Genomic DNA, 4,880 nt, shown 5'->3' with positions numbered 1-4,880 from the left:
GCCGCGCGCGCGGGCCAGCGCGGCGGCGGCCAGCACGTTCTGCACGAGATGCGGCGCGGCCAGACCGCGTTCCGCGAGCTCGGTGATCGTCACCAGTTCGAATGCCGAGGCGCGGCGCTCGGCGTGGTAGCCGCGATCGATCAGGATCCCGTCGACGACGCCGAAGCCGCTCGGGGGCGGGCTGTCGAGCCCGAAGCTGATGGCACGGGCGCCCTCGACCACGTCAGCCTCCTCGACCATCCGCTCCGTCGCGGCGTCGGCCCGGTTGTAGACGCACGCCACCTGGGTGCTCGCGTAGACCTTGGCCTTGGCCGCGGCGTACGCGGCGCTCGCATCGACAGCGGATCCGTCCGCCGTGCGGGCGCGGCCGTGCCAGTCGAGGTGATCGTCGGCCAAGTTGAGGCAGACGCTCGCGTACGGGGAGATCTCGCCGAGGCGATGCAGCTGGAAGCTCGACAGCTCGACCACGAGGGCGTCGTATCCCTGGGGGTCGCGGAGCGCGTCGAGGATGGGCACGCCGATGTTGCCGACCGGTGCGGCGCGCAGTCCGCCTGCGAGCAGCATGTGGGCGGTGAGCTGGGAGGTGGTGGTCTTGCCGTTCGTGCCGGTCACGCAGATCCAGTCGGCGATGCGCAGGGTCTTGTCCCGCAGGCGCCAGCCGAGCTCGATGTCCCCCCAGACGACCGTGCCCCGGTCCTCCGCCCATGCGGTGAGCGGATGGTCGGGGCGGTACCCGGGCGAGACCACGACGAGCTCCGGGTCGAAGGCCTCGAGCACCGCGAGCTGCGCATCGTCGGTGTCATGGCACGATCGCTCCGCGCCGATCACGTCGAGCAGCCGCTCCCGGTCGGGGTCCGGCGCGCCGTGGATCACGCGGACCCTGGATCCCAGCTCGACCAGGGTGTCGGCGACCGAGAAGCCGGTCACGCCCAGGCCCAGTACCGCCACGCGCAGCCCGGACCAGTCGTGATGCCAGCTCGAGAGCGCCAGGACCCGTTCGCGGGAGCCCGCGCTCACTGCTGCGTCACCCACTCGGCGTAGAAGGCGCCGACGCCGGCCATGACGAACACGCCGGCGATGATCCAGAAGCGCACGACGACCGTCGTCTCCGCCCAGCCCTTGAGCTCGAAATGATGGTGGATCGGGCTCATCAGGAAGATCCGCCGCCCCTTGGTCGCCTTGAAGTAGGCGCGCTGCAGGATGACCGAGCCGACCTCGATGATGAAGAGCCCCCCGATGAGGACCAGCAGCAGCTCGGTGCGGCTGAGGACGGCGAGTGCCGCGATGGCCCCGCCGAGGCCGAAGGATCCGGTGTCCCCCATGTAGATGTGCGCCGGGCTCGTGTTCCACCAGAGGAAGCCGATGAGGCCGCCGACGAAGGCCGCCGAGACAACGGCGAGGTCCATCGGGTCGCGCACCAGGTAGCAGCCCGGGTCGACGACCCCGGCGACGCAGCGCTGCGACGACTGCCAGAAGCCGATGATGAGGTAGGCGCTGAAGACGAGGATCGAGGCGCCTCCGGCGAGGCCGTCGAGCCCGTCCGTGAGGTTCACGCCGTTGGTCGCGGAGGTCACGATCGCGACGACCCAGATCAGGAACAGGCCCGTGCCGACGACGAGGCCGGCGCCGAGGAGGTCAACCGGCAGATCGCGGAACAGCGAGATCGCCGTCGAGGCGGGAGTCAGGCCGGCATCGTTCGGGAACTGGAGGGCGAGGACGCCGAACGCCACCGAGATGACCACGGTGCCGCCGATCTTCGACCAGCCGCCGAGGCCGAGCGACTGCTCCTTGCGGATCTTCAGGAAGTCGTCGGTGAAGCCGATCGCCGCGCAGCCGACCGCGAGCAGCAGCACGAGCATCGCCGAGACGCTCGGCGTCTCCGTCATCACGAGCTTCGCCAGGAAGTAGGCGATCACCGTGCCGGAGATGAAGATCAGGCCGCCCATCGTGGGCGTGCCGCGCTTGGCGAAATGCGACTCGGGCCCGTCCTCGCGGATGAACTGGCCCCAGCGCAGGCGGCGGAAGCCGCGGATGAAGAGCGGTGTCAGCAGGAGCGAGTAGAGCATGGAGAAGGCTCCCGCGAGCAGCAGCGCGATCATGCGTAGGCCTCCCCCAGCCGATCGCCGAGGGCCTGCAGGCCTGCGGCGTTCGACGATTTGACGAGCACGGTGTCCCCGGGCCGCAGCGTCTCGAGGAGGTGGTCGTAGGCCGCGTCCGCGTCGGCGAAGAAGACGCTCTCGCCGTCCCAGGATCCCTCGTTGATGGCGCTGATGTGCAGTCGGCGGGCGGCGTCCCCGACGACGACGAGCTCGGAGATGCGGAGCCGCACGGCCTGCAGCCCGATGCGGTCGTGCTCCTCGCCCGAGTACTCGCCGAGCTCGCTCATCGCCCCCAGCACGGCGACGGTGCGCGCTCCCGGCCTGGCCACGAGGGCGAGCGTCTTGAGCGCCGCGCTCATCGAATCCGGGCTGGCGTTGTAGGCGTCGTTGATCACGGTGATGCCGTCGCGTCCGCCGAGCACCTGCATCCTCCCAGGCGCCGCGAGCACGGTCGATTCCAGGGACTCCACGACGTCGTCGATCGACAGCCCGAAGCCGAGGCCGATGGCCGCTGCGGCGAGGGCGTTGGCGACGTGGTGCTCGCCGAGCACCGGGAAGCGCACCTGGCGGGACTCCTCCGAGACCGGGTGCTCGCCGAGTCGCGCCGTCAGCGTGAAGCGGGTGCCCCCGGCATCCGCTTCGACGTCGGTGGCCCGGACGTCGGCATCCGGATGCTGGCCGAACCAGCAGACGGTCGCGCGCGTCAGCTCGGCCATCTTCACCACACGGGGGTCGTCCCGATTCAGGACGGCGGTCGCGGTGTCCGGCAGATCCCGCACCATCTCGCTCTTGGTGCGGAAGGTGGTCTCGATACCGCCGAACTCGCCGGCGTGCGCCAGGCCGACCGACAGCACCACGCCGATCTCCGGCGGCGCCATCGCCGTCAGGCGGGCGATCTCGCCCTCGGCGCTCGCGCCCATCTCCGCGACGAGCGCCTCGGTGTCCGCGGTGACCCGCAGCATCGTGAGCGGCCCGCCCACCTCGTTGTTGAACGACTTCGCCGACGCGACCGTGTCGAAGCCCGCCCGCTCCAGCATCGCGGCTACGAGGTTCTTGGTCGTGGTCTTGCCGTTCGAGCCGGTGATGCCGACGATGCGGAGGCTGCCGCCCGCGCGGGCGCGCCGGATCGACTCGGTCGCGAGCGCGCCGAGCGCCTCGGTCGCGTCCTCCACGACGATCTGCGCGATCCGGTCGTCGACCTCGCGCTCCACGACGAGGAGCGCGGCCCCGCGCTCGATCGCCTGCGGAACGTACAGGTGCCCGTCCGTCTCCTCGCCGCGTCGGGCGAAGAAGACCTGGCCCGCCTCGATCTCCCGCGAGTCGGTCTGGGATTCGCCCGCGATGACGGTCTCGGCGGTCGAACCGTCCCGGCCCGGGACGAGCCGCCCGTCGATCGCGGCGGCGATCTCCGCCAGAGTCAATGCGATCACAGCAGTCCTGCCTCGCGCAGAGCCGCGCGTACTTCGTCTCGCGCCGAGTACGGGAGGTGCTGCCCGGCGACTTCCTGGTAGTCCTCGTGCCCGGGACCGGCATACAGGATAACGTCTTCGGGACGGGCCAGTGAAACGGCGAGCCGCACCGCCTCCCGCGGGTCGCCGCGCTCGATCACCTCGGCTCGGCCGGCGGACTCCGCCCCCGCGATCAGCTGCGCCCGGATGGACGCGGGGTCCTCGCTGCGCGGATGGTAGTCGCAGACGATCAGGATGTCGCTTCCCGCCGCCGCGATCCGTCCCATCTCCTCGCGCTTCGTCGTGTCGCGGTCGCCGTCGGCGCCGAACATGAAGATGACGCGGCCCGGAGCCACTTCTCCGAGCGCGTCGAGCATCGCCTGGAACGCCCCCGGCGTGTGTCCGTAGTCCACGTAGAAGCGGGGCCCGGCGGACCCCGGGTTGATCGCCTCGAGCCGACCGGGGATGTAGATGGGGATCAGTCCCGGTTCGGCCGGGTTCGCCGCGGCGAGGCCCGCAGCGACCTGCTCGATCGGGATGCCCGCCTCGTGCAGCATGATGAGCGCGAGCGCGGCGTTCTCCGCCATGAATCGCCCGAAGACGGGAACGCGGCCGCGGAAGCGCGCACCGCCGGGGCCCTGCAGCGCGAAGCTCACGCCGTCGATGTCCTGTCGCGTCACCGCCAGGTGCCAGTCGGCCTCCGCGCCGTACTCGGTGGCGAGCGTCGTGACCGGGATCCGCGATTCGCGGGCCACGCGCACCCCGTAGGGCGTGTCGACTACGACCACCCCGCGTGCGGCGTGCGCGGGGTCGAACAGCGCGAGCTTCGCCTGGAAGTAGCTCTCCATGTCCGAGAAGTCGTCGAGATGGTCGTGCGACACGTTGTTGAAGGCGACGACGTCGAAACGCACGCCGTCGATCCGGTGCCGCTCCACAGCGTGGGCCGAGACCTCGAGCGAGATCCCCTCGGCCCGTTCCTCGACCATCCTCGCGAGCAGGCCGTGCAGCTCGGGCGCCTCGGGACTCGTGAGCGCGCTGGTCATCGCCGTGTCGCCGACGCGTCGTTCCGCGGTCGAGCTCAGCCCGGCTCGCAGGCCGGCGGCCTCGAGCAGGGCGGCGACGAGGTAGACGACGCTCGTCTTCCCGTTGGTGCCCGTCACTCCGAACACGGTCGCGTCGAGCTCGGCCGTCCCGTAGATCTCCGCCGCCGCTTCGCCGAGGATGTCGCGGGGATCCCCGTCGGAGACGAGGATCGGCAGCCCGATGCCCGCGGAGCGCGCGAGCGCTGCGCCGGCGGCATCGCTCAGCAGGGCGACCGCACCCCGCTCCGCGG

Annotated in this window: 4 protein-coding genes; all 4 read right to left on the bottom strand. The window is 71.1% G+C overall.

Going from position 1 to position 4,880, the window contains the following annotated elements:
• Nucleotides 1–1,017, bottom strand: a 1,017-nt coding sequence (locus tag ACFPZL_RS10015) for a Mur ligase family protein (RefSeq protein WP_382335282.1), incomplete at its 3' end; no start/stop codon positions are given.
• Nucleotides 1,014–2,099, bottom strand: coding sequence for a phospho-N-acetylmuramoyl-pentapeptide-transferase (gene mraY, locus ACFPZL_RS10010; protein ID WP_218113743.1), 1,086 nt, complete (start codon nucleotides 2,097–2,099; stop codon nucleotides 1,014–1,016). The genes mraY and ACFPZL_RS10015, both read right to left, overlap by 4 nt.
• A complete protein-coding gene (locus ACFPZL_RS10005; protein ID WP_218113745.1) occupies nucleotides 2,096–3,529 on the bottom strand; it encodes a UDP-N-acetylmuramoyl-tripeptide--D-alanyl-D-alanine ligase in 1,434 nt (477 codons plus the stop codon). The genes mraY and ACFPZL_RS10005 overlap by 4 nt, the downstream gene beginning before the upstream one ends.
• Nucleotides 3,526–4,880: Mur ligase family protein (locus ACFPZL_RS10000; protein WP_382335279.1), on the bottom strand; the 1,355-nt coding region annotated here is incomplete at its 5' end. The genes ACFPZL_RS10005 and ACFPZL_RS10000, both read right to left, overlap by 4 nt.

Source organism: Leucobacter soli, from assembly GCF_042659205.1.
In the GTDB taxonomy this organism is placed as follows: domain Bacteria; phylum Actinomycetota; class Actinomycetes; order Actinomycetales; family Microbacteriaceae; genus Leucobacter; species Leucobacter soli.
The sequence above is the reverse complement of the archived record's forward strand: the minus strand, read 5'-3'. Positions and strand labels throughout refer to the sequence as shown.